The organism is Pseudomonas lactucae (genome assembly GCF_036688725.1).
In the GTDB taxonomy this organism is placed as follows: domain Bacteria; phylum Pseudomonadota; class Gammaproteobacteria; order Pseudomonadales; family Pseudomonadaceae; genus Aquipseudomonas; species Aquipseudomonas lactucae.
Map to the genome: position 1 here is coordinate 1 of NZ_JAQQPT010000025.1, position 23,550 is coordinate 23,550.

General features: G+C 62.0%; 17 protein-coding genes. 11 read left to right on the forward strand and 6 right to left on the reverse strand.

Annotated features, from left to right (window positions below; all coding sequences use genetic code 11):
* Positions 1–147: 147 nt before the first annotated feature.
* The 6 genes from recC to V6M90_RS24950 all read left to right on the forward strand — a co-directional run bounded on the left by recC (position 148) and on the right by V6M90_RS24950 (position 11,793).
* Entirely contained in the window at positions 148–3,597 is a 3,450-nt protein-coding gene (gene recC / locus V6M90_RS24925; RefSeq protein ID WP_141064775.1) for an exodeoxyribonuclease V subunit gamma, read from the forward strand.
* On the forward strand, positions 3,594–7,268 hold the full coding sequence (gene recB, locus V6M90_RS24930) for an exodeoxyribonuclease V subunit beta (protein WP_332847287.1): 3,675 nt from the start codon (positions 3,594–3,596) through the stop codon (positions 7,266–7,268). The genes recC and recB overlap by 4 nt, the downstream gene beginning before the upstream one ends.
* Positions 7,265–9,334, forward strand: coding sequence for an exodeoxyribonuclease V subunit alpha (recD, locus tag V6M90_RS24935; RefSeq protein ID WP_332847288.1), 2,070 nt, complete (start codon positions 7,265–7,267; stop codon positions 9,332–9,334). The genes recB and recD overlap by 4 nt, the downstream gene beginning before the upstream one ends.
* A gap of 137 nt (positions 9,335–9,471) precedes the next feature.
* Positions 9,472–10,038, forward strand: a complete 567-nt coding sequence (locus V6M90_RS24940) for a YfiR family protein (protein ID WP_003176091.1) — start codon at positions 9,472–9,474, stop codon at positions 10,036–10,038.
* A complete protein-coding gene (locus V6M90_RS24945; protein WP_141064778.1) occupies positions 10,035–11,297 on the forward strand; it encodes a diguanylate cyclase domain-containing protein in 1,263 nt (420 codons plus the stop codon). The genes V6M90_RS24940 and V6M90_RS24945 overlap by 4 nt, the downstream gene beginning before the upstream one ends.
* Before the next feature lie 4 nt (positions 11,298–11,301).
* Complete coding sequence (locus tag V6M90_RS24950) at positions 11,302–11,793, forward strand: OmpA family protein (protein ID WP_003176089.1); 492 nt, start codon at positions 11,302–11,304, stop codon at positions 11,791–11,793.
* Between the two features lie 99 nt (positions 11,794–11,892).
* On the opposite strand, the gene V6M90_RS24955 is transcribed toward V6M90_RS24950, so the two are convergent.
* Positions 11,893–12,840: a LysR family transcriptional regulator gene (locus V6M90_RS24955; RefSeq protein WP_305427796.1), complete on the reverse strand. Its 948-nt coding sequence runs from the start codon at positions 12,838–12,840 to the stop codon at positions 11,893–11,895.
* Positions 12,841–12,964: 124 nt separating this feature from the next.
* On the opposite strand from V6M90_RS24955, the gene V6M90_RS24960 reads away from it, so the two are divergent.
* Both V6M90_RS24960 and mmsB read left to right on the forward strand, forming a co-directional pair.
* The gene (locus V6M90_RS24960; protein ID WP_332847289.1) at positions 12,965–14,482 is read left to right on the forward strand and encodes a CoA-acylating methylmalonate-semialdehyde dehydrogenase; all 1,518 of its coding nucleotides are present in this window, start codon (positions 12,965–12,967) and stop codon (positions 14,480–14,482) included.
* A 15-nt stretch (positions 14,483–14,497) separates the two neighbouring features.
* On the forward strand, positions 14,498–15,385 hold the full coding sequence (mmsB, locus tag V6M90_RS24965) for a 3-hydroxyisobutyrate dehydrogenase (protein WP_003176085.1): 888 nt from the start codon (positions 14,498–14,500) through the stop codon (positions 15,383–15,385).
* A gap of 53 nt (positions 15,386–15,438) precedes the next feature.
* On the opposite strand, the gene V6M90_RS24970 is transcribed toward mmsB, so the two are convergent.
* Entirely contained in the window at positions 15,439–15,783 is a 345-nt protein-coding gene (locus V6M90_RS24970) for a cupin domain-containing protein (RefSeq protein ID WP_003176084.1), read from the reverse strand.
* A 266-nt stretch (positions 15,784–16,049) separates the two neighbouring features.
* Between V6M90_RS24970 and kynB the strand changes: the two genes are divergently transcribed.
* Positions 16,050–16,700: an arylformamidase gene (kynB, locus tag V6M90_RS24975; RefSeq protein ID WP_042945284.1), complete on the forward strand. Its 651-nt coding sequence runs from the start codon at positions 16,050–16,052 to the stop codon at positions 16,698–16,700.
* On the forward strand, positions 16,697–17,554 hold the full coding sequence (gene kynA, locus V6M90_RS24980) for a tryptophan 2,3-dioxygenase (RefSeq protein WP_003176082.1): 858 nt from the start codon (positions 16,697–16,699) through the stop codon (positions 17,552–17,554). Before kynB ends, kynA begins: the two co-directional genes overlap by 4 nt.
* 54 nt (positions 17,555–17,608) lie before the next feature.
* Here the strand turns inward: kynA and V6M90_RS24985 are convergent, their stop codons facing one another.
* The 4 genes from V6M90_RS24985 to antA form a co-directional block, all read right to left on the reverse strand.
* Positions 17,609–19,009 carry an amino acid permease gene (locus V6M90_RS24985; protein WP_141064780.1) on the reverse strand — a complete coding sequence of 467 codons (1,401 nt, stop codon included), beginning with the start codon at positions 19,007–19,009 and terminating at the stop codon, positions 17,609–17,611.
* A gap of 71 nt (positions 19,010–19,080) precedes the next feature.
* Positions 19,081–20,088: an anthranilate 1,2-dioxygenase electron transfer component AntC gene (gene antC, locus V6M90_RS24990; RefSeq protein ID WP_332847290.1), complete on the reverse strand. Its 1,008-nt coding sequence runs from the start codon at positions 20,086–20,088 to the stop codon at positions 19,081–19,083.
* A gap of 153 nt (positions 20,089–20,241) precedes the next feature.
* Positions 20,242–20,733: an anthranilate 1,2-dioxygenase small subunit gene (antB, locus tag V6M90_RS24995; protein ID WP_332847305.1), complete on the reverse strand. Its 492-nt coding sequence runs from the start codon at positions 20,731–20,733 to the stop codon at positions 20,242–20,244.
* Positions 20,733–22,124: an anthranilate 1,2-dioxygenase large subunit gene (gene antA / locus V6M90_RS25000; protein WP_332847291.1), complete on the reverse strand. Its 1,392-nt coding sequence runs from the start codon at positions 22,122–22,124 to the stop codon at positions 20,733–20,735. Before antA ends, antB begins: the two co-directional genes overlap by 1 nt.
* Before the next feature lie 314 nt (positions 22,125–22,438).
* Here antA and V6M90_RS25005 point away from each other — a divergent pair, with 314 nt between their 5' ends.
* Positions 22,439–23,431 (forward strand): AraC family transcriptional regulator, encoded by a 993-nt coding sequence (locus V6M90_RS25005; RefSeq protein WP_003176077.1) that lies wholly within the window; start codon positions 22,439–22,441, stop codon positions 23,429–23,431.
* Positions 23,432–23,550: the final 119 nt, after the last annotated feature.

Genomic DNA, 23,550 nt, shown 5'->3' on the forward strand with positions numbered 1-23,550 from the left:
TCATCGTCAAGATTAAATTCCGAAACCCCATTTGCGAAAGCAGGTGGGGTTTTGTTTTGGGCGCTCGGAAAGTGTCGGCACGCTCATCGCAGGCGCCTTCAGTGCTAAAGTCCATGCCTCGATTTTGCTTTTCCCAAGGAAGCCGTTATGCCGGATGCGACGTCTCTCAGTCCTGGATTCATGGTGGTTCACGGCAACCGCCTGGACGAACTGCGCAGCCTGGTGGTGAGCTGGATGCGTCGTTACCCACTGGCGCCCCTGGAAAACGAAATTGCTCTGGTGCAAAGCAATGGCATTGCCCAATGGCTCAAACTGGCGTTGGCCGAAGATCCGCAGGACGACGACATGGGTGGCTGCGGCATCGCCGCAGCCATCGACGTGCAACTTCCCGGCAGCTTCATGTGGCAGCTCTATCGCATGGTCCTGGGCCGTGATGAGATCCCCCCCAAGTCCCTGCTCGACAAAGCCCCGCTCACCTGGCGTCTGATGCGCCTGCTGCCGGAACTCATCAATCAGCCGCACTTCGAGCCGCTGCAACGTTTCCTCACCAGCGACACGGACCTGCGTAAGCGCTATCAACTCGCCGAGCGCCTGGCGGATCTATTCGACCAATACCAAGTCTATCGCGCCGACTGGTTGGAAGATTGGGCGGCCGGGCGGCACCAATTGCGCAGTGGCCGAGGCGAATCCAAGCCCCTGGACCCAGCCAACTGCTGGCAGGCCGAATTGTGGCGTGCGCTCCTGCTGGATGTCGGTGAAGAGGGCATGGCCGAAAGCCGTGCCGGCGTTCACCAACGCTTTATCGAACGCATCAATACCCTTGAGGACGCTCCTCGTGGTCTGCCTTCTCGCGTGATCGTTTTCGGGATTTCGTCGCTACCCGCCCAAGCCCTGGAAGCCCTGGCCGGCCTGGCCCGTTTCAGCCAAGTGCTGCTGTGCGTGCACAACCCTTGTCGCCACCACTGGTCCGACATCGTTGCCGACAAAGACCTGCTGCGTAACGAATATAAACGCCAGGCGCGCAAGGCCGGCATGCCGGTCACCCTCGACCCCCAAACCCTGCACCAGCATGCTCATCCGCTGCTGGCCGCCTGGGGCAAACAAGGTCGTGACTACATCAGCCTGTTGGACAGCTACGATGACCCCAACAGCTATCGCGCCGCCTTTCGCGATGGGCGCATCGACTTGTTCAGTGAAAGCGAACCCACCTCACTGCTCAATCAACTCCAGGACGATATCCTCGAGTTGCGCCCACTCAATGAGACACGTGAACGCTGGCCTGCTGTTGAGCTGGAACATGACACATCAGTGCGCTTCCACATCGCCCACAGCGCCCAACGCGAAGTGGAGATTCTCCACGACCAACTGCTCCAGCGTTTCAGCGCCGACCCTGCGCTACGCCCGCGGGACATCATCGTCATGGTCCCTGATGTGGACAGCTACGCGCCGCACATTCGCGCAGTGTTCGGCCAGTTGGACAGAAGCGATCCGCGCTTCATTCCCTTCACCCTGACCGACCAGGGCCAACGCGGTCGCGATCCCTTGCTGATCGCTGTCGAACACTTGCTCAAACTCCCCGATAGCCGCTTCCCGGTCAGTGAAATTCTTGACCTGCTCGACGTTCCCGCGCTGCGTGAGCGTTTTGCCATCAAGGAGCGCGACCTGCCCACGCTGCACCGCTGGATCGAAGGCGCCGGCATTCGTTGGGGGCTCAACGCCGAACAACGCGCCGGCCTCGGTCTGCCTGGAGACTTGGAGCAAAACAGCTGGCGATTTGGCCTACGCCGCATGCTTCTCGGGTATGCCGTCGGTACCGGCGTCGCCTGCAACGGCATTGAGCCTTACGATGAAATCGGCGGCCTCGACGCGGCGCTGATCGGCCCCCTGGTGGCCTTGCTCGACGCCTTGCATGACGCGCATCAAGCCCTCTCACAACCGGCCGCCCCGCAGGAATGGGGCGAACGTCTGCAACGCCTGATGCAACTGTTCTTTCTGCCCAGCAGCGAACACGACGACTACTTGCTGGGCCAACTCGAACAACTCCGGGAAACCTGGCTGGAAACCTGCGAATCCGTTGGCTTGCAGGACGAGCTACCGCTCACCGTCGTCCGCGAAGCCTGGCTGGCCGGGCTGGACCAGGGCCGTTTGTCTCAACGCTTCCTGGCCGGTGCTGTCAATTTCTGCACGCTGATGCCCATGCGCGCCATCCCCTTCAAGCTCGTTTGCCTGCTCGGCATGAACGACGGCGACTACCCACGCGCGCAACCGCCGCTGGATTTCGACCTGATGGGCAGCGACTACCGCCCCGGTGACCGTTCCCGCCGTGAGGACGACCGCTATCTGCTGCTCGAAGCCCTGTTGTCCGCCCGCGATCAGCTTTATATCAGCTGGGTCGGTCGCAGCATCCGCGATAACAGCGAACGTCCGGCATCGGTACTGATTGGTCAACTGCGCGACCATCTCGCCAGCGGCTGGCATAACGCCCAAGAACAGCCGCTGCTGGAAGCAATGACCCAGGAACACCCGCTCCAACCTTTCAGTGCCCGTTACTTCCACGAAGGCGACGCATTATTCAGTTACGCCCGCGAGTGGCAGCTACTCCACGAGGCGGTGGATGCCGTCCCGACAGAAGATGAATTGCCGCCGCATCAACAGGAAGAGCCCCTGAGCCTGGGCCAGCTACAAGACTTCCTGCGCAACCCGGTCAAACACTTCTTCAGCCAGCGCCTGAAAGTATTTTTCGAGGCGGCCGACGTGCCCCTGGCCGATGAAGAACCTTTCGTTCTCGATGCTCTGCAACGCTATAGCCTGAGCGACAGCCTATTGAGCGCCGCACTGTCCCAGCCGGCTGATCTCGACCAGGCCCTTAACGCCCAAGCCCTGCGTTTGCAAGGCAGTGGCCTGCTGCCGATGGTCGGTTTCGGCGAGTGCCTGCGTCACGAACTGATTGAGCCCTTGCCCGATCTGCTGCAACGTTACCAACAACTGCTGGCCCTTTGGCCAACCCCGCATACGGGTGCCGAACCCATCAGTTTCGAGCATCAAGGCATCGCATTGGAAGGCTGGGTCAGTGGCCTGCATCGACGCGGTGATGGCGCATTGCTAAGCGTCACCACCATTCCCAACAGCATCGGTTCGATCAAGACCCGCAAATGGCACCGCCTGATTCGCCCGTGGGTCAATCATGTGGTGGCCTGCGCCTGCGGCCTGCCGCTGAGCACCGGCCTGGTCGCCAGCGACGACACCTTGCTGTTGGCCCCGCTGGATCAATCCGCCGCCCAGGAAACCCTTGGTAACCTGCTACTGGCCTGGCAACACGGCATGCAAAAACCGCTGCCGGTAGCCGTCAAAACCGCTTTCGCCTGGCTCAGCCAAACCGACCCGGCTAAAGCTCACGCCGCCGCGAGCAAAGCCTACGAAGGCGATGGCCTGACCACCGATGGCGAGCGGCGTGAATCTGCGGCGCTCACCCGCCAATTTCCCGATTACGCAGCCCTGGTCGCCAGCGAAGAATTCGAAGGCTGGTGCGAAACCCTGTATCGCCCACTGATCAACGCCCCTTGGCGATCACTCACAGGCGAGGAGGCCGGCGCATGAGCAGCAAACCCTTGGCCCTGGCGTTCCCGCTAAAAGGTAGCCAGCTGATTGAAGCCAGCGCCGGTACTGGCAAGACCTTTACCATTTCTGCGTTGTACCTGCGCCTGGTGCTTGGCCACGGCGGTGAAGTGTCCGGTTTTGGTCGCGAATTGCTACCTCCGCAAATCCTGGTGGTGACCTTCACAGATGCCGCCACCAAGGAGCTGCGTGAACGTATCCGCATTCGCCTGGCCGAAGCAGCGCGGTTTTTCCGCGACGAAATTGATCAACCGGATGCGCTGATCGCGGATCTGCGCGAGGAATATCCTGCCGAACAATGGCCCGCCTGCGCCAACCGCCTGGACATCGCTGCACAATGGATGGACGAAGCCGCCGTCTCGACCATCCACAGTTGGTGTCAGCGCATGCTGCGCGAGCACGCGTTCGACAGTGGCAGCCTGTTTACCCAGACCCTCGAAACCGACCACAGTGACCTGCTGGGCGAAGTGCTGCGCGACTACTGGCGACTGTTCTGCTACCCGATGCACGACGACGCGCTCAACTGGGTGCGCAATAACTGGGGCGGCCCGGCCACGCTGATGCCGAAGGTGCGCGCATTGTTCGGCAGCGAGCGGCCCACGGATGAAACCCGTGAGCCCGCCGAGCTGATCAACGCCTGCCTGCAAGAGCGTCGCGAAGCGCTGATCAACATCAAGGCGCCCTGGCAGCAATGGGCCGCCGAACTGCGCGACATCTGTCTGCAGGCCGTGGCCGCCAAAGCAGTGGACGGGCGCAAGATGCAAGCTCGTTACTTCGAACCCTGGTTCGAAAAGATCAGCCTCTGGGCCGCGGACGAAACCCTGGAACACCTCGACATCGGCACCGGCTTCAGTCGCCTCACCCCCGACGGCATGGCCGAAGCCTGGAAGGGCGACCCGCCGCAGCACCCCGGCATCGACGCCATGGCCCGCCTTAAAGCCAGTCTCGACGCCCTGCCGACCCCCGATGCCGCCGTGCTGCAACACGCCGCCGGCTGGGTGGGCAAGCGCTTCGAAGAAGAAAAGCGCCGTCGCGCCGAAATGGGCTTCGACGACATGCTGACCCGCCTTAACGCCGCCCTGCAAGCCGACGGCGGCGAGCGTCTGGCCAGCGTGATCCGCGAGCAGTTCCCGGTGGCTCTGATCGATGAATTCCAGGACACCGACCCGGTGCAATACAGCATCTTCGACAGCATCTACCGCATCGACGAAAACCACCTCGACAGCGGCCTGTTCCTGATCGGTGATCCCAAGCAGGCGATCTACGCCTTCCGTGGCGCCGACATCTACACTTACTTGCGCGCTCGTAAATCCACGCTCGGCCGCCACCACACCCTGGGCACCAACTTCCGTTCCAGCCACGCCATGGTCGAGGCGGTAAACCATGTGTTCCAGCGCGCCGAAACCGGCCGCGGTGCGTTCCTCTTCCGCGAACCCAATGGCGATAACCCGGTGCCGTTCCAGCCGGTGCTGTCCCAAGGACGCAAGGAACAACTCCAGGTCGACGGCCAAACGCTGCCGGCGATGAACCTCTGGCACCTGCCCACCGACCAACCTGTGTCCAACGCGGTGTACCGACAACAACTGGCCTCGGCCTGCGCCACGCAGATTGTCGAGTTGCTCAACGGCGGCCAACAGGGCAAGGCCGGTTTCCGGCAACCGGACAACAGCTTCAGAGGCGTACTGCCATCGGACATCGCCATCCTCGTACGCGACGGCAAGGAAGCCCAAGCCGTGCGCGCTGAATTGGCCGCCCGTGGCGTGCGCAGTGTGTACCTGTCCGACAAGGATTCGGTGTTCGCCGCCCAGGAAGCCCACGACCTGCTGGCCTGGCTCAAGGCCTGCGCCGAACCGGATGTCGAACGCCCCCTGCGTGCCGCCCTGGCCTGCGTCACCCTGGATTTGTCAATGCCGGAACTGGAGCGTCTGAACCAGGACGAACTGGCGTGGGAATCGCGCGTGATGCAGTTCCGCGGCTACCGCGTCATCTGGCGGACCCAAGGCGTGCTACCGATGCTGCGTCGCCTGCTTCACGACTTCAAGTTGCCGCAAACCCTGATCGCCCGCAGTGACGGCGAGCGCGTGTTGACCAACCTGTTGCACCTCAGCGAATTGTTGCAACAAGCTGCCTCGGAGCTGGACGGCGAACAGGCGCTGATCCGCCATCTCGCTGAGCACTTGGCGTTGTCGGGCCAGGCCGGCGAAGAACAGATCCTGCGCCTGGAAAGCGATGAGCAACTGGTCAAAGTGGTGACCATCCACAAGTCCAAGGGCCTGGAGTACGACCTGGTCTTCCTGCCGTTCATCTGTTCGGCCAAGCCGGTAGACGGCAGCCGATTGCCGCTGCACTACCACGATGAACACGGCAAATCCCAGGTCAGCCTGCGCCCCACCGCCGAGTTGATCGCCCAGGCGGACGATGAGCGTCTGGCCGAAGACCTGCGTTTGTTCTACGTCGCCCTGACCCGCGCCAAGCACGCCTGCTGGCTTGGAGTTGCCGACCTCAAGCGCGGCAACACCCACAGTTCGGTGTTGCACCTGTCGGCGCTCGGCTATTTGCTCGGTGGTGGAGCATCGCTGGGCGAACCCGCCGGCCTGGCACACTGGCTGCAGGATCTGCAGCAAGGCTGCCCGGCCATCCACTACGCCCACGTACCCGAAGCGCAAGACAGCGTGTTCCATCCGCCGCGTAACCAGGCCACCTTGCTCGCGCCGTTATTGCCCAAGCGCAAGGCCGCCGAGAACTGGTGGATCGCGTCCTACAGCGCCTTGCGCATTGGCGACAGCATGAGCGTCGCCAACCTCGAAGCGCCGGAAAGCCCGCAAGCACAAAAGCTGTTCGATGACGAACGCCTCGACCCCGATGCACCGCGTGAAGTGGCGGCGTCCGGCGGCGATATACATCGTTTCCCACGCGGTCCCAACCCCGGCACCTTCCTCCACGGCCTGTTGGAGTGGGCGGGCGAGGAAGGTTTCAACGCGACGCCGCAGGCCATCGAAAACGCCGTAGGTGCCCGCTGCAATCGTCGCAACTGGGAAGGCTGGATCAACACTCTCAGCGGTTGGCTGGGCCATCTGTTGCAAGCGCCGCTGCCGGTGGATAACGCTCAAGTCGCCCTCAGCAGCCTGCAGCGGTACCAGGTCGAAATGGAATTCTGGTTCGCCAGCCATAAAGTCGACGTGCTCGCCCTCGACAAACTGGTGTGCCAGTACACCCACCACGGAGTCTCCCGTGTGGCCGCCGAGCCGGTGCTGCTCAACGGCATGTTCAAAGGCTTTATCGACCTGACCTTCGAACACGACGGCCGCTATTACGTGGCCGACTACAAATCCAACTGGCTCGGCCCTGACGATTCGGCCTACACGATGGAGGCCATGGAGCAGTCGATCCTTGAGCATCGGTATGACCTGCAATACGTGCTTTACCTGCTGGCCCTGCACCGCCAGCTCAAGGCCCGCCTGCCGGACTACGACTACGACCGTCACATCGGCGGTGCGCTGTACGTGTTCCTGCGTGGCAGCCAATCCGCGAGCCGGGGCGCGTATTTCACCCGGCCGCCACGGGAATTGATCGAAGGCCTCGACCTGTTGTTCCAGGGCAAGCCCATCCCGCCCAAGGTTGAGCCCGCCTGGGAACAAGGAGTGTTGTTATGAGCCTGTCGCCGCTACCGCTTGAGGCGCTGGAACCCCTGAGCCGGGCCACTGATCTGCTGCAGTTGCTGGAGCGCTGGGTGGACCGGGGCTGGCTGCGCGCATTGGACAAAGCCTTTGTCGGCTTCCTGTACGAGCTCGACCCGCAGGCCGATCCGCGCGTGTTATTGGCGGCGGCCCTGACCAGTCACCAACTGGGCCATGGCCATGTGTGCCTCGACCTGTTCGAAACCCTCAAGGCGCCGGACTTTGCCCTGTCCTTGCCGCCTGAAGGCGACCTGCAAACCGGCGCCATGCTGCTGCCCTCGCAACTGCTCGACGGGCTGGACGGCGCCCACTGGTGCCATGCCCTGGTGGCCAGCCCTTTGGTTGCCCTGGCAGTCGACGGCAGCGACGCCGCAAAAAGCCGTCCGCTGGTGCTGTCCGGCAAGCGTCTGTACCTGCGCCGCTACTGGACCTACGAGCGACGCATCGACACCGCCCTGCGCCTGCGCCTGGCTACCCAGGAAACCGTCGCCGCCGACTTGCCCCAACGCTTGAACGGCCTGTTTGACCAAACGACGCCCGAGGGTGTGATCGACTGGCAAAAACTCGCCTGCGCCCTGGCCACCCGAGGTGCCTTCAGCATCGTCACCGGTGGCCCCGGCACCGGCAAGACCACCACCGTGGTGCGCTTGCTGGCGCTGTTGCAGGCGCCCGCCGTAGAGGCCGGTAGCCCGTTGCGCATTCGCCTGGCCGCGCCTACCGGCAAAGCCGCCGCACGCCTCACCGAGTCCATCAGCCAACAAGTGCTGTCGCTCAAAGTGCCGCAAAGCGTGAAGGACAAAATCCCGACCCAGGTCACCACCGTTCACCGCTTGCTGGGCAGCCGCCCAGGCACCCGGCACTTCCGCCATCATTTGGGCAACCCGTTGCCTCTGGACGTATTGGTGGTGGACGAAGCCTCAATGATCGACCTGGAAATGATGGCCAACCTGCTGGACGCGTTGCCGGCCCATGCCCGCTTGGTGTTGCTGGGTGACAAGGACCAGCTCGCCTCGGTGGAGGCCGGTGCCGTACTCGGCGACTTGTGCCGCGACGCCGAAGCCGGGTGGTACAGCGCCCACACCCGCCAGTGGCTGCAAACCGTCAGCGGTGAAGACCTCAGCGCCAGCGGCCTGCACGAAGACATCGACGGCAGCCACCCCCTGGCCCAGCAAGTGGTGATGCTGCGTTACTCGCGGCGTTTCGGCGAAGGCAGCGGCATCGGTCAACTGGCGCGCTGGGTCAACCAGCAGAACGCCGAGGAAGCGCGCAAATTGCTGGCCGCGCGCACCCACAGCGACCTGTTCTGCGTCAGCCTCAAGGGCGAGCACGACCACGCCTTGGAGCGTCTGGTATTGGACGGGCACGGCGAGGGTGCCGAAGGCTATCGCTACTACCTCAATCTGCTGCACAGCGCGCGCCCCGCGCTCGAAACCCCGCGAGAAGACCTTGCCTGGACCCACTGGGCGCAACAATTGTTGCAAGCCTTCGATGCATTCCAGCTGCTCTGCGCCGTGCGCAAAGGCCCCTGGGGCGTGGAAGGGCTGAACCTGCGCATCACGGCAGCCTTGCGCAAGGTGCGACTGATCGAGGGCGACGAGCAATGGTACGAAGGCCGCCCGGTGCTGATGACCCGCAATGATTACGGCCTGGGTCTGATGAACGGCGATATCGGCATCGCCCTCAAATTGCCCGAAAGCGACGGCGGCCCCCAGGTGCTGCGCGTGGCGTTCCCGCGTAACGATGGCCAGGGCGGCGTGCGTTTTGTCTTGCCCAGCCGTCTCAACGATGTGGAAACCGTGTACGCCATGACCGTGCACAAATCCCAGGGTTCGGAGTTCACCCACACTGCGCTGATCCTGCCGGATGCCTTGAACCCGGTGTTGACCAAAGAGCTGATCTACACCGGTATCACCCGCGCCAAGCGTTGGTTCAGCCTGATCGAACCGCGTGGCGGCGTGTTTGAGGAGGCCGTGCGGCGCAAGGTCAAGCGATTGAGTGGGTTGATGCTGGAGCTGGGTCAGGAGCCGGGAATAGCTGATTGAATGGTCATTTAATCTGGTTGAGTTGTGGGCATTTTCTGAAAAAATAGCAGGACCCTTCGAGGTGGCGCCTCACGGGGTTTTCTTGCCGTGTGCTATCGTTGCGGCATCATTCCGATAAGATCGAAGAGAATCGCTGCATGAACGTGGCTGTCTCGCCTGTAGGCCGTAGCTTGAGCTGGAGACGCGTGTTGCGGGTGGCGATTCTCTGCCTGCTGGCACCGTGCGCGTTTGCCGAGGCGCCGAGCGCTGCGGATCAGCGCGCCCAGGCGGTGACCCAGGTGGTGCTCGGCATTCTCAGCTATGCCCGCTGGCCGGTGGAACCCGAACAACTGCACCTGTGCATCGTCGGCCCCACGCAATACACCGACGACCTGATCAAAGGCACCACCCAAGCCACTGGGCGTGCGGTGGTGGTGCGGCGTCTGCTGGCCGACCATCCCGATATCGCCAACGCCTGTGATGCGGTGTACATCGGCAAGCTCAGCAATGACGAGCGCAGCCGCCTGTTTACCTCATTGATCGGCCATCCGGTGCTCAGCATCAGCGAAGGTGGCGACCAGTGCACCGTGGGCAGTTTGTTCTGTTTGCGAGTGGGCGATGAGCAAGTGTCGTTCGAGGTCAACCTCGACTCGGTGGCGCGCAGCGGCGTGCGCATTCATCCCAGTGTGCTGCAGCTGTCACGTCGTCGGGCACCTGTCCCATGATCGCCATCAAAGCGCGACCGACCCTGCGTTCCGTGATCGGCCGAGGGCACCTGATCCTGGCGCTGGTGGCGGTGATCCTGGCCAGTGTGTCCCTGACGCTGCTCGGCGTATTGGCGCTTCGGGTCTACGCCGAACACAACCTGCACCTGATCGCGCGCTCCATTAACTACACCGTGGAAGCGGCGGTGGTGTTCAACGACCGCGCCGCCGCCACCGAAGCCCTCAGCCTGATCGCCTCCACCGAAGAAGTGGCTGAAGCCGAGGTGTTCAATGCCAATGGCCAGTTGCTTGCGAACTGGGAACGCCCGGAAACCGGCATGCTCTCGCGGGTCGAGCTGGCGCTGGCGCATACCCTGCTCGAACAGCCGATCAACCAGCCGATCCTGCACCAGGGCCGCGCCATCGGCAGCATTCACCTGACCGGTCACGGCGGCAGCTTGCTGCGCTTTCTGCTCAGTGGCCTGGCCGGGATTCTGGTCTGTACCGCCCTCAGCGCCTGGGTCGCCCTGCACTTGGCGCGACGCCTGTTACGTGGCATCACCGAGCCGCTGCAAAGCCTTGCCGCCGTGGCCCACGCCGCCCGTAGCGAGCGCGACTTTGACCGTCGAGTACCGCCGGCGCGCATTGCCGAACTCGACAATCTGGGCAGCGACTTCAACGCCTTGCTCGGTGAGATGGGCGTCTGGCAAAACCATCTGCAAAGCGAAAACGAAACCCTGGCCCACCAGGCCAACCACGACAGCCTCACCGGCCTGCCCAACCGGTCGTTCTTCGAAGGCCGCTTGATCCGTGCCTTGCGCAGCGCCGCCAAGGCCAAGGAGCGGCTGGCAGTGCTTTACCTCGACAGTGACCGTTTCAAAGAAATCAATGACAGCTTTGGTCACGCCGCCGGTGATGCCGTCCTCGTCGCCGTCGCCAACCGCGTGCGTGCGCAGTTGCGTGAGGATGACCTGGTGGCGCGCCTGGGCGGTGATGAGTTCGCCATTCTGCTGGCGCCGTTGCACTCGCTCGAAGATGCCCGGCGCATCGCCGACAAGATCATCGCCAGCATGGACGCACCCATCGCTGTGCCCGGCAGCGCCCAGGTATTGACTTCCCTCAGTATCGGCATCGCCCTCTACCCCGATCATGGCGCCACTCCCGGCACCTTGCTCAACGCCGCCGACGCGGCGATGTACCAGGCCAAACGGTTTGCCCAGGGCGGCCAGCAAACGGCGGAATCGGAGCATTCCGCCGTCAATGTTCAACACAGGAGTTGATCCCTTGTTCTCGATTGCGCGCGCTATGTTCTTCACATTATTGATGGCACTGCTGGCCCTTGGCGGCTGCCAGACACCTCCCCCCAAAGGCCTGACGCCCGCGCAAGTTGCCGTCCTCAAACAGCAAGGCTTCGAACTTACCGACGAAGGCTGGGCATTCGGCCTGTCCGGCAAAGTGCTGTTTGGCAGCGACGTTGAAACCCTCAACCCACCCAGCACCGAGATCGTCCAGCGCATCGGCAAGGCCCTGCTGGGCGTGGGCATCGAACGCGTGCGCGTCGACGGCCACACCGACGCCTCGGGCAAGGAAATCTACAATCAGCAACTCTCCCTGCGCCGCGCCAAAAGTGTGGCCACCGTGCTGACCGGGGTGGGCATGAAAGAACAAAACGTCCAACTGCGCGGGTTGGGCAGTGGCGAGCCGGTGGCGTCCAACGACACGGCGGCAGGGCGCACCGAGAATCGGCGGGTGTCGATCGTGGTGATTGCTGACTGACTGGAATCATCCCGCCCCAATCTGAAATGCAATCCAATGTGGGAGGGGCGGTGCGACGATTCGACTTGCTCCCACATTTACACCGCCGGGTGCTGGCCTTTAGTCCGCAAACCGCATCTCCCGCGTCTCCCCCATCAACAACCCCTGGTTCTGCTCCGTCACCTGCCTGATGTAATCCCACAACAACGTAATCCGCTTCAGCTTCCTCAAATCCTCCCGGCAATACATCCAGAACTGCCGCGTAATCGCAATCTGTTCACCCAACACCGGCAACAACCGCGAGTCCTGCGCCGCCAAAAAGCACGGCAATATCGCCATCGACCGTCCTTGCTGCGCCGCCACGTACTGTGCGATCACGCTGGTACTGCGCAGGCTCGCACTGGCGCCGGGCACGACGTTGGCCAGGTAGAGCAACTCCGAGCTGAACGCCAGGTCATCCACATAGCTGATAAACGGATGCTCGGCCAAATCCGCCGGGCGTTGGATCGGTGGGTGTTGGTCGAGGTAGTCCTGGGTAGCGTACAGCTGCAGTTTGTAGTCGCACAGTTTGCAGCACACGTAGGGCCCGTGTTCCGGACGTTCCAGGGCGATGACGATGTCGGCTTCGCGCTTGGACAGGCTGATGAAGTGGGGCAGGGGCAGGATGTCTACCGAGATCGCAGGATAAGTGTCGACGAAGTGGCTCAACTGCGGCGTGACGAAGAAGCTGCCGAAGCCTTCGGTGCAGCCCATGCGCACATGCCCGGACAGCGCCACGCCGGAGCCGGAGACTTGCTCGCAGGCCATGTGCAGGGTGCTTTCGATGGACTCGGCATAGCCCAGCAAACGCTGGCCTTCGGCGGTGAGCACAAAGCCGTTGGTCCGGGATTTTTCGAACAGCAGCGTGCCGAGCGACACTTCCAGTGAGCTGATGCGTCGCGACACGGTGGTGTAGTCCACCGCCAGGCGCTTGGCGGCGACGCTGGCCTTGCGGGTGCGGGCCACTTCAAGGAAAAACTTCAGGTCATCCCAGTTCAGGGAGCCCAGCGATGTGATGTTTTTTTGCATGTTGGACCGGCTTTTATGTGCGTTCTTATTAGAGATTTGCACATCTATACTCCAAAAACCGTCCGAACGCCTCATTCTTCAAGGCGATTCACTCTCTGTATAACAACAAGATTCTGGAGACCCCATGAACGCATCTGCCGACATTTCCGTACAACAGGTCAAATTGCTGATCAACGGCGAGTGGGTCGAGTCCAAGACCACCCAGTGGCAAGACATCGTCAACCCGGCCACCCAGCAAGTACTGGCCAAAGTCCCGTTCGCCACCGCTGATGAAGTCAACGCCGCCATCGACGCCGCCCACCGCGCCTTCCAGACCTGGAAGCTCACGCCGATCGGCGCGCGCATGCGCATCATGCTCAAGCTGCAAGCCTTGATCCGCGAACATTCCAAACGCATCGCCGCAGTCCTCAGCGCCGAGCAGGGCAAGACCATTGCCGACGCCGAGGGCGATATTTTCCGTGGCCTGGAAGTGGTGGAACACGCCTGTTCCATCGGCACCCTGCAAATGGGCGAGTTCGCCGAGAACGTTGCCGGTGGCGTCGACACCTACACCCTGCGCCAGCCCATCGGCGTGTGCGCCGGCATCACGCCGTTCAACTTCCCGGCGATGATTCCGCTGTGGATGTTCCCGATGGCCATCGCCTGCGGTAACACCTTCGTCCTCAAGCCATCCGAGCAGGACCCGCTGTCGACTCTGCTGCTGGTGGAGCTGGCACTGGAGGCCGGTGTTCCGGCGGGTGTGCTCAACGTGGTGCATGGCGGCAAGGACGTGGTGGATGCGCTCTGTACTCACAAAGACGTCAAGGCCGTGTCCTTTGTCGGCTCGACGGCGGTCGGCACTCACGTTTATGACCTGGCCGGCAAACATGGCAAGCGCGTGCAATCGATGATGGGCGCCAAAAACCACGCCGTGGTGCTGCCGGATGCCAATCGCGAACACACCCTAAACGCCCTGGTGGGTGCCGGTTTCGGCGCTGCGGGCCAGCGTTGCATGGCCACCTCGGTGGTGGTGCTGGTGGGCGCGTCCAAGCAATGGTTGCCGGACCTCAAGGCGCTGGCGCAAAAGCTCAAGGTCAACGCGGGCAGCGAAGCCGGTACCGACGTGGGGCCGGTGATTTCCAAGCGCGCCAAGGCACGCATCCTGGAGCTGATCGAAAGCGGCGTGAAAGAAGGCGCCAAGCTGGAGCTGGACGGTCGTGACATTCAAGTGCCGGGCTTCGAGCAGGGCAACTTCGTCGGCCCGACCCTGTTTTCGGGCGTGACCACGGACATGCAGATCTACACCCAGGAAATCTTCGGCCCGGTGCTTGTGGTGCTGGAAGTCGACACCCTTGACGAGGCCATCGCGCTGGTCAACGCCAACCCGTTCGGCAACGGCACCGGCCTGTTCACCCAGAGCGGGGCGGCGGCGCGTAAGTTCCAGAGCGAAATCGATGTGGGCCAGGTCGGCATCAATATCCCGATCCCGGTACCGGTGCCGTTCTTCAGCTTCACCGGTTCGCGTGGCTCCAAGCTGGGGGATCTGGGGCCTTACGGCAAGCAAGTGGTGCAGTTCTATACCCAGACCAAAACCGTCACCAGCCGCTGGTTCGATGACGACACGGTCAACGATGGCGTCAACACCACCATCAACCTGCGCTGAACCCGGGAGACGACCATGAAAATTGCATTTATCGGCCTGGGCAACATGGGTGCGCCCATGGCCCGCAACCTGATCAAGGCCGGCCATGCGCTGAACCTGTTCGACCTGAACCAGACCGTGCTTCAGGAACTCGCCGAACTGGGCGGCAGTATCAGCGATTCCCCGCGTGATGCGGCTCAAGGTGCCGAGCTGGTGATTACCATGCTGCCGGCCGCCGCCCATGTGCGCAGCGTCTGGCTGAATGAGGACGGCGTGCTTGCCGGCATCGGCAAAGGCGTGCCGGCGGTGGATTGCAGTACCATCGACCCGCAAACCGCTCGCGATGTGGCGGCGGCTGCCGCCAAACACGGCGTGGTGATGGCCGATGCACCGGTCTCCGGCGGCACCGGCGGTGCACAGGCCGGCACCCTGACCTTCATGGTCGGCGCCACCCCGGCACTGTTTGCAACCCTGCAACCGGTGCTGGCGCAGATGGGCCGTAACATCGTGCACTGCGGTGAGGTCGGCACCGGGCAGATCGCCAAGATCTGCAACAACCTGCTGCTGGGCATCAGCATGGTTGGCGTCAGCGAAGCCATGGCGCTGGGCGACGCGCTGGGCATCGACACCCAAGTGCTGGCCGGCATCATCAACAGCTCCACCGGGCGCTGCTGGAGTTCCGACACCTACAACCCGTGGCCGGGCGTGATCGAAACCGCGCCGTCATCGCGCGGCTACACCGGCGGGTTCGGTGCGGACCTGATGCTCAAAGACCTGGGGCTGGCCACCGAAGCGGCGCGCCAGGCCAGGCAACCGGTGATTCTTGGCGCGGTGGCCCAGCAGTTGTATCAATCGATGAGCCAGCGTGGGGAAGGGGGCAAGGACTTCTCGGCGATCATCAACAGCTATCGCAAGCCCAAATAACCCGTCGGGGTGGGCGGGCTTGCCGTAGCAAGCCCGCCCACTACACAACAGTTTCAGGCAAATACAAAATACTTACGTACCGTCTCGACCACTTCCCACGTCCCCTTCATCCCCGGTTCCACCACAAAGATATCCCCAGCCCGCAGGTGGATCGGCGCCATCCCTTCAGGGGTAATGATGCAGTAGCCTTCCTGAAAGTGGCAGTATTCCCACTTCACGTAGTCCACGTACCACTTGCCCGGGGTGCAGATCCAGGTGCCCATGATCTTGCTGCCGTCTTCGCTGGTGTAGGCGTTGAGGTTGACGGTGTGCGGGTCGCCTTCGAGCTTTTCCCATTTGCAGGCATCCAGGACCGGCAGGGGATGGGTGTCGCGCAGTACGGTGATGGGTGTGGACATGATGACTCCGAGGCAGTGAATGCAAAGCTGCACCCTAAGGCCTTGGGCGCCGGGCCAGTGGTCTGAACTCGACATCGGGATGCCCAGAAGCGCAGGCGATACCGTTCTACTGGCACATTGATCTTCGATAGCCGAAACTTTTGAGCGTGAATCAGCCATTTCCTCGCAGTAAGTGCGAAAGAAATCACTCTCGCCGCAGGAATTCGCAAGAAAATTCACGTCTGGCCCTCGTATCATTCACCCGCGTAACGAGTGAGAGCCTTGCAATGAACCCAATAAAAACGTGGTGGGATATCAGCCCGCCCTTGAGCACGGCGACCCCGACCTGGCCGGGCGATACGCCGTTCCAAGAGGAGCGTGTGTGGCAGTTCGGTCCCGAGTGCCCGGTGAATGTCGGGCGCATTACCCTGTCGCCGCATACCGGCGCCCATGTGGATGCGCCGCTGCATTACAGCGCCGACGGTGCGCCGATCGGTGAGGTGTCGCTGGATGTGTACATGGGCCCCTGCCGCGTGCTGCATTGCCTGGCCAGCGGCGCGCTGGTGCAGCCGCACCAGCTGCAAGGGCGTGTGGATAACTTGCCGGAGCGTGTGCTGCTGCGCACTTATCCACAAGCGCCGCTGACCGAATGGGACTCGAATTTCACCGCCGTCGCGCCGCAGACCATTGAGCTGCTCGCCAGCCTGGGCGTGCGCTTGATTGGCATCGATACCCCATCCCTGGACCCGCAGCAGTCCAAGACCATGGATTCCCACAACGCCGTAGCCCGCCATGGCATGGCGATTCTCGAAGGCATCGTGCTCGATGACGTAGCGGAAGGTGATTACGAACTGATCGCCCTGCCGCTGCGCTTCGCCAACCTGGATGCCAGCCCGGTCCGCGCAATCCTGCGCCCGCTTTTGGAGCCCACGCGATGAGCCAATGTCCCTTCTCTGCTGACTACCAACCCCCGGAAGAATGGCATAACGCCGAACTGAATTTTTCCGAGTCCATGAGCTACGGCGACTACCTGGACCTGGGCAAAGTGCTCAGCGCCCAGCATCCGCTGTCGCCGGACCACAACGAAATGCTCTTCATCATCCAGCACCAGACCTCCGAGCTGTGGATGAAACTGATGCTCCACGAACTCAAGGCTGCCCGCGAACACGTGCGCCTGGGCGAGTTGCCGCCGGCGTTCAAGATGCTCGCGCGGGTCTCGCGGATCTTCGACCAACTGGTGCACGCCTGGGCGGTGCTGGCGACCATGACGCCGTCGGAATACAAGGCGATCCGCCCGTTCCTGGGGCAGTCGTCGGGGTTCCAGTCGTTCCAGTACCGCGAGATCGAATTTATCCTCGGCAATAAAAGCGCGGCGCTGCTGCGCCCGCATGCCCATCGGCCGGAGCTGTTGAACGAGTTGAAAGTGGCGATTGCCACGCCGTCGCTGTATGACGAGGCGATCAACCTGATGATCAAGGCGGGCCTGGCGATTGATCCGCAGCGTGCCGAACGCGACCCGACGGCGGCCACGGTGCATGATGAGTCGGTGGAAGCGGCATGGCGCGAGGTGTATCGCGATCCGAACCGGTATTGGGATTTGTATCAGTTGGCCGAGAAGTTTATCGACCTGGAGGACTCGTTCCGTCAGTGGCGCTTTCGGCATGTGACCACCGTGGAGCGGATTATCGGGTTCCAGCCGGGTACTGGCGGCACCGAAGGCGTGGGCTACCTGCGCAAGATGCTCGACACGGTGTTGTTCCCCGAGCTGTGGCGAGTGCGCTCTACTCTGTAAACAAAAAGCCCCGGATCACCGGGGCTTTTCATTTGCACTGCAATTACATGTGGGTTATTGCGCGACCGCAACTTTCGCGTTTCGGCTCCGCAACCGGTAGGCCACATAGATAACCCCCACCCAAATCGGCATCGCATACACCGACTCGCGAATCCCCGGAATCGCCAGCATCACGCTGATGATCATCAGCATGAACGCCAGGCACAGGTAGTTGCTGAACGGGAACCAGAAGGTCTTGAACGACGGCGTCACGCCTTGCTCGCCCATGGCCTTGCGGAACTTGATGTGGGTGATGCTGATCAGCGCCCAGTTGATCATCAGCGAGGCAACCACCAGCGCAAACAACAACTCCAGGGCACTTTGCGGCGCGACGTAGTTGACCACCACGCACAGCATCGTCACCAATGCCGAAATCGCCAGCGCCCGCAGCGGCACGCCTTGCTTGTTGAGTTTCATCAGCGCCTTGGGCGCATCGCCTTGCTCGGCCAGGCCGAACAGCATGCGGCTGTTGCAGTACACACCGCTGTTGTACACCGACAGCGCCGCGGTCAGCACCACGAAGTTGAGGATGTGTGCAGCGGTGTCGTTACCGATCAGCGAGAAGATCTGCACAAACGGGCTGCCGCTGTAGGCATCGCCCGAGGCGCCGAGGGTTTGCAGCAGTTGGTCCCAGGGATACAGCGACAGCAGCACGGTCAGGGCGCCGACGTAGAAGATCAGGATGCGGTAGACCACCTGGTTGATCGCCTTGGGGATCACCTTGCGCGGTTCGCTGGCTTCGGCGGCGGTGATGCCCACCAGCTCCAGGCCACCGAACGAGAACATGATGAACGCCATGGACATCAACAGCCCCATGCCGCCATTGGGGAAGAACCCGCCGTGGCTCCACAGGTTGCTGATAGACGCCTGCGGGCCGCCTGTACCGCTGAACAGCAGGTAGCAACCGAGCACGATCATGCCGACAATCGCTACCACCTTGATGATCGCGAACCAGAACTCGGCTTCACCGAAGAACTTCACGTTCAGCGTGTTGATCAGGTTCACCGCGACGAAGAACACCAGCGCGCTGACCCAGGTTGGGATCTCGGGCCACCAGAACTGGATGTACTTGCCCACGGCCGTCAGTTCGGCCATGCCCACCAGCACGTACAGAACCCAGTAGTTCCAACCGGCCAGAAAGCCTGCGTAACCGCCCCAGTATTTGTGCGCGAAGTGGCTGAAGGACCCGGCCACCGGCTCTTCGACGATCATCTCGCCAAGCTGGCGCATGATCAGGAACGCAATGAAACCGGCAATCGCGTAACCGAGGATCATCGACGGCCCCGCCGACTTGAGTACCCCGGCCGAGCCGAGGAACAACCCCGTACCGATCGCCCCTCCCAAGGCGATCAGCTGAATATGCCGGTTCTTCAGGCCACGCTTGAGGCCCACCGGGTTAACCATGTCATCCGCCATAAGGTTCCCTTTTACTTGTTTTTCTTGGGGTTGATTGCACGCCGCACCAGCCCCTCAGAAGTGCTGAGGGGTCAGATATTACTCTGGGTAAACTTTTCGTAATACAGCTGAACGCCATCAAGTGCCTGATCCGCCAGCCATTGTTGGATCGACTCGACCATCGGCGGCGGGCCGCACACGTACATATCCGCCGATCTGTCCCGTAATTCGGCCAGGTCGAAATGTTCGGTGAGGTAACCGCGCTTGCCGGCCCACTCCGGTGAGGCGTCGCTGAGCACCTCGGTGTAGCGAAACCCCGGAATTTTTGCGGCATAGGCGGCGATGCGCGCCGCCTCGCATAAGTCCTCGGCACCGCGCACGCCGTAATACAGGTGCACAGGTTGCTCGCAGCCCGTGGCGACCAGTTCGTCGAGCATGGCCAGCAATGCCGACAGGCCGGTGCCGCCCGCCACCAGCACCAACGGCCGAGCGACGTGGCGCAGGTAGAACGCGCCCAGCGGCGCCTCCATCAGCAGCGCATCGCCGACCTGGCAGCGTTCACGCATATAGTTGCTCATCACCCCGTCCGGCAACAGGCGGATCAGGAATTGCAATTGATTGCCCGGCTGATTGGCGAAGGAGTATGAGCGCCAACTGGAGGTGCCCGGCACCGCCAGCCGCGCATATTGGCCCGGCAGAAAATCCAGCAGTGCGTCCAAACGCACCTGCAGGATCGCGGTACTGGCCGACACCACCTGCACTGCGCTGACCGTGCCGCACACTTGCACCGGCCCTGGCGCATTGCACAGGCTCGAATCGAAGTCGAAGTAGAACGTGGCGTCGGACTTCACCCGCGTCTGGCAACTGAGCATCTTGCGCTGTTGCAGGTCGAGGCTTGAGAGCGCTTCGTCGTCCACATAATCCTGGCTGTAATCGCCCGACTCGCAGCGGCCCTGACAGGTGCCGCACACACCTTCGCGGCAGTCCAGGGGGATCTTGATGCCGTTGCGCAGGGCGGCATCGAGCAGGATTTCATTGGCACCCACCGGAAAAAACAGAGTCTTGCCGTCGGCAAAACTGAAGGCCACTTTGTGATTCATTGGTTGAACTCCGTACAGTCTGATGGGCAACACAAAACCCCTGTAGTGAGCGGGCTTGCCCCGCGCTGGAGTGCGCAGCGCTCCCATTTTAGGGGCCGCTACGCAGCCCAGCGCGGGGCAAGCCCGCTCACTACAAAAGCGCAACAGCTGCGGTTAGAGGTGATAGAAATCCAGCACCGAGTTGATGGTGTCGTTCAGCAGCAGCGCATGTTTGCGCGTGATCAGCCAGCTGCCGCCGTCGGGCTTCAGGGTGTAAGTCGCGTGCCCATAAAACTGCTCCGAAGTCGCCAGCCGATAGAACAACGTGTGCCAGTTCAGCTTCACTTCCAGCGTGCCATCCGCCTGCTCGGCAATGCGCACGTTATTGATCAGGTGCAGCGTGCGCGGCATCGGCGTGGCCGACGCGGCCTTGCCGGTGCGTAAACGGAATACGCGGTCTTCCAGGCCAGAACGGTTGGCGTAGTAGATCAACGACATTTCGCGCTTGGGGTCGCGGGTGTACACGTGTTCCGAGTCCCATTGCGGCAGGTGGAATTCGCTCAGCGGGTCGAACAACTGCACATAGGTGTCCCAGTCCTGGGCGTCGCACAGCTCGGATTTACGGTAGAAAAACTGCTCGATCCGGTACTGCAACTCGGCATTCATCATTCCACCTCCCGCAGTGTCAGTGCTTGTCGGTCCAGGCCCTTGAGCAGGAACTGCTGCCAGTTGCGGTGCTGGTTCACATACAACCCTTCGTGGGTGAATTCGGTGCCGGTCATGGCCGGTTGAATGCCGATGGCTTCGCTGTTCGGCGTCGGCCCGGTCTCCCAGCGATGGCTGCCGCGGGAGATGTCGCTCCAGCGCTCCAGGCGGCCCTGGAAACCGCGCTGGGCTTCACGGAACTCCACCAGATCATCCGGCGTGCCCATGCCCGACACGTTAAAGAAATCCTCGAACTGGCGAATGCGGTTTTCGCGGTCGGCGTCGGACTCGTTCTTCACCCCCAGGCACTGGCTGATGATCTCGGTCTTGTTCCACGCCACCGGGCGGATAATGCGCAGTTGCGAGCTGATCTGGTCGAGGAAGAACAGGCTCGGGTAGATGTTCAGGTTGCGCAGGCGGTGCATCATCCATTCGGCTTTTGGCTGGCCGTGCTCTTCCACCAGGCGCGGCATGATGGTGGCGTAGCCGGAGCGCACGCTGGGGTTGGGCATGTCGCTGAACAGCAGGCTGTGGCCATTGTTGAAGGCGAACCAGCCGTCGTCGGTATCCGCATCGCCCGCGCCGAGTTTGCTGTAGTCCAACGTGCTGCTTGAGCCCGTGCCGTTTTCGGTATTCACCTGTTGGCGATGCTGCACCGTGGCCACGTAGTTGTAGTGCACCGTGCTGACGTGATAACCGTCCAGGCCGTTTTCATTCTGCAGCTTCCAGTTGCCGTCGTAGGTGTAGGCGGACTTGCCCGGCAGCACTTCCAGTTCACCGGTGGCGGACTGCGCGACCATCATGTCGAAGAACACTTTGGCATCGCCGAGGAAGTCTTCCAGGCTGTCGGTGCCGTTCACGTCCAGGCTGATAAACACAAAGCCCTTGTAGCTTTCGATGCGCGCCTTTTTCAGGCCGCGCGTGGCTTTGTCGAAGCCTTCCGGGTATTCCCCCGGCGCCTTGACCTTCACCAGCCGGCCATCGCTTTTGTAGCACCAGGCGTGGAAGGGACACGTGAACGTGGACTGGTTGCCCTTGCCAACGCGGGTGAGGGTGGTGCCGCGATGCTGGCAGGCGTTGATCAACGCGTTAAGGCGGCCCTCGCCGTCGCGGGTGATGATCATCGGCTGGCGGCCTGCGCGCATCGTCACGAAGTCGTGGTTATTGGCCAGCTCACTTTCGTGGCAGGCGTAGATCCAGTTCTTCTCGAAGATCAGTTCCATCTCCAGGTCGAACAGTTGCGGCTCGGTGAACATGTCGCGGGCGATGCGGAACACTTCATCGGCCGGGCGAAAATCCAGGCAACTTTCGATAAAGCTTTTCCACTGCTCGACGCTTCTTGCACCACTCATGGGAGGCACCTTTTTTTGATGGGGCTGATCGGTGGTTCATTAAAGGCAGCCGGGCGGGGCGCGGGCTATCCGCTTAATGGGGGAAGATGGGCCGCAAAGTTGGGCAGCAAATACTCACAACGGTGCAGCGCGGTGACGCCATGCGCTACCCTCCTGCGGGATGATTGTGGGAAACGTCTGGGTTTTATCCACATAGTCGACCGTTGCTATCCACCCGGTTGCAATAGCGCCGGCGTGGCGTGGAACTTGCTGTCCAACACCGATAGACGCGCCGCCAGAGCGCGCAAACGCCTAACCGCCGTGGGTGCACCCTGATGAGTAGCCAGACACGCGATATCCGTATTCAACGCTTCGACCTTGAAGGCGCCCGCAGCTGGATGTCCGGCATCTGCGGGCCGCATCGCCTGGCGACGAGCACGCCGGAACGCCTGCGCTTTCATCACAGCGCCAACGTGTTCAAGTCCCGCGCCACCACGTTGGGGGTGATCGAATACGGCACCGACGTGACCATCGACATCGAAGACGCCGAGCACTTCAGCAGCTACAGCCTGAGCCTGCCGCTGGTGGGCGAGCAGGAGCTGTGCAAGAACGGAGAGCGCCTGAGTTCCAACCGTGACCAGGGTGTGATCATTTCGCCCCATGAACACCAGGTGCTGGCGATTTCCGGGGACTGTCGCAAGCTGCAAGTGGTGATCACGCGGGCGGCGATGAGTGAGTCCCTGGAAGGTCTGCTGCAACGGCCAATCGATGCGCCGCTGCGCTTTGAACCGGTGATGGATGCGGTGGACGGCGCGCCGGCCTCGTGGTGGCGCATGGCGCGCTACTTTATCGCCGAGCTGGAACGCAGCAGCGAATTATATGAGCAGGCCGCGTTCACCCGCGACCTGGAAAGCTCGCTGATCAAGGGGCTGATCCTGGCCCAGCCGAACAATTATTCTGAAGAACTGCGCGATGTACTCGGGGTGAAACTGCCGCACTATTTGATTCGTGCGCGCCAGTACATTCACGACAATGCACGCGAGGCGGTGCACCTGGAAGACCTGGAAGCGGCTGCGGGCGTGTCGCGTTTCAAGTTGTTCGATGCGTTCCGCAAGTACTTCGCGCTGTCGCCAATGGCCTATTTGAAGAAATACCGACTGGGTGGTGTGCGCCAGGACATTCTCGAACAGGGTTCCACGAGTACCATCTCCGAGATCGCCCTGGGCTGGGGGTTTACGCACCTGGGGCGGTTTTCGGCGGAGTACAGAAAGCTGTTCGATGAATCCCCCAGCCAGACTTTGCAGCGCAAGCGCCTGCGCAGTCTTTGAAAGCAATGAAGATCAAAAGGTGGGAGAGGCGGTGCGACGATTCGACTTGCTCCCGATAGCGGTGGAACAGCCAACTTATGCATCGACTGACACACTGCTATCGGGAGCAAGCCCCATCC

Coding starts and splice junctions, on each gene's coding strand:
- recC (WP_141064775.1), top strand. CDS start 148: ATGCCGGATGCGACGTCTCTCAGTCCTGGATTCATGGTGGTTCACGGC.
- recB (WP_332847287.1), top strand. CDS start 3,594: ATGAGCAGCAAACCCTTGGCCCTGGCGTTCCCGCTAAAAGGTAGCCAG.
- recD (WP_332847288.1), top strand. CDS start 7,265: ATGAGCCTGTCGCCGCTACCGCTTGAGGCGCTGGAACCCCTGAGCCGG.
- V6M90_RS24940 (WP_003176091.1), top strand. CDS start 9,472: ATGAACGTGGCTGTCTCGCCTGTAGGCCGTAGCTTGAGCTGGAGACGC.
- V6M90_RS24945 (WP_141064778.1), top strand. CDS start 10,035: ATGATCGCCATCAAAGCGCGACCGACCCTGCGTTCCGTGATCGGCCGA.
- V6M90_RS24955 (WP_305427796.1), bottom strand. CDS start 12,840: ATGCAAAAAAACATCACATCGCTGGGCTCCCTGAACTGGGATGACCTG.
- V6M90_RS24960 (WP_332847289.1), top strand. CDS start 12,965: ATGAACGCATCTGCCGACATTTCCGTACAACAGGTCAAATTGCTGATC.
- mmsB (WP_003176085.1), top strand. CDS start 14,498: ATGAAAATTGCATTTATCGGCCTGGGCAACATGGGTGCGCCCATGGCC.
- V6M90_RS24970 (WP_003176084.1), bottom strand. CDS start 15,783: ATGTCCACACCCATCACCGTACTGCGCGACACCCATCCCCTGCCGGTC.
- kynB (WP_042945284.1), top strand. CDS start 16,050: ATGAACCCAATAAAAACGTGGTGGGATATCAGCCCGCCCTTGAGCACG.
- kynA (WP_003176082.1), top strand. CDS start 16,697: ATGAGCCAATGTCCCTTCTCTGCTGACTACCAACCCCCGGAAGAATGG.
- V6M90_RS24985 (WP_141064780.1), bottom strand. CDS start 19,009: ATGGCGGATGACATGGTTAACCCGGTGGGCCTCAAGCGTGGCCTGAAG.
- antC (WP_332847290.1), bottom strand. CDS start 20,088: ATGAATCACAAAGTGGCCTTCAGTTTTGCCGACGGCAAGACTCTGTTT.
- antB (WP_332847305.1), bottom strand. CDS start 20,733: ATGAATGCCGAGTTGCAGTACCGGATCGAGCAGTTTTTCTACCGTAAA.
- antA (WP_332847291.1), bottom strand. CDS start 22,124: ATGAGTGGTGCAAGAAGCGTCGAGCAGTGGAAAAGCTTTATCGAAAGT.
- V6M90_RS25005 (WP_003176077.1), top strand. CDS start 22,439: ATGAGTAGCCAGACACGCGATATCCGTATTCAACGCTTCGACCTTGAA.